The 476-nt window shown below is 59.9% G+C and carries 1 protein-coding gene; it reads left to right on the plus strand.

Features of this window, described 5'->3' with window-relative positions; genetic code table 11:
* A partial coding sequence (locus IVB13_RS15760) for a chorismate-binding protein (RefSeq protein WP_247489535.1) occupies window positions 1–476 on the plus strand: 476 nt, incomplete at both ends.

Raw genomic sequence — 476 nt, forward strand, 5'->3', positions numbered from 1 at the left:
CTACGATTTGAACAGGACGCTGGAGCGATTGCCGGCGCCGGCAATTCCCGGTCAGCGTTTGCCCCATTCCATTCTGCATCTTTACGACGTGGTCATCAGCTACGACCATCGGAACAACAGATGCTGGATCGTCTCGACCGGATGGCCGGAGCAGGATCCCGCACGTCGCGGCGAGCGCGCACGTCGTCGAGCCGATGAGTTCGCAGCCCTGCTTGCCAACCCAAAGTCGCCGCGGATCGTGCTCCCCGGCACAGCGGGCGCATGGAATTCAAACTTCAGCCGAGAAGCATACATTGCGGCGGTACAGCGCGTCATCGATTTGATTCTGGCCGGAGACCTCTTCCAAGCCAACATTGCGCAGCGCTTCACGGCCAGGCTGTCGACTATATTCGATCCGCTCACCTTTTATCGTCAACTGCGGTCATTGAACCCGGCACCCTTTGGGGCCCTCCTGCGGTACGGAAAGCTGACCATCG

This window comes from Bradyrhizobium sp. 17, from assembly GCF_023073515.1.
Lineage (GTDB): Bacteria > Pseudomonadota > Alphaproteobacteria > Rhizobiales > Xanthobacteraceae > Bradyrhizobium > Bradyrhizobium canariense_D.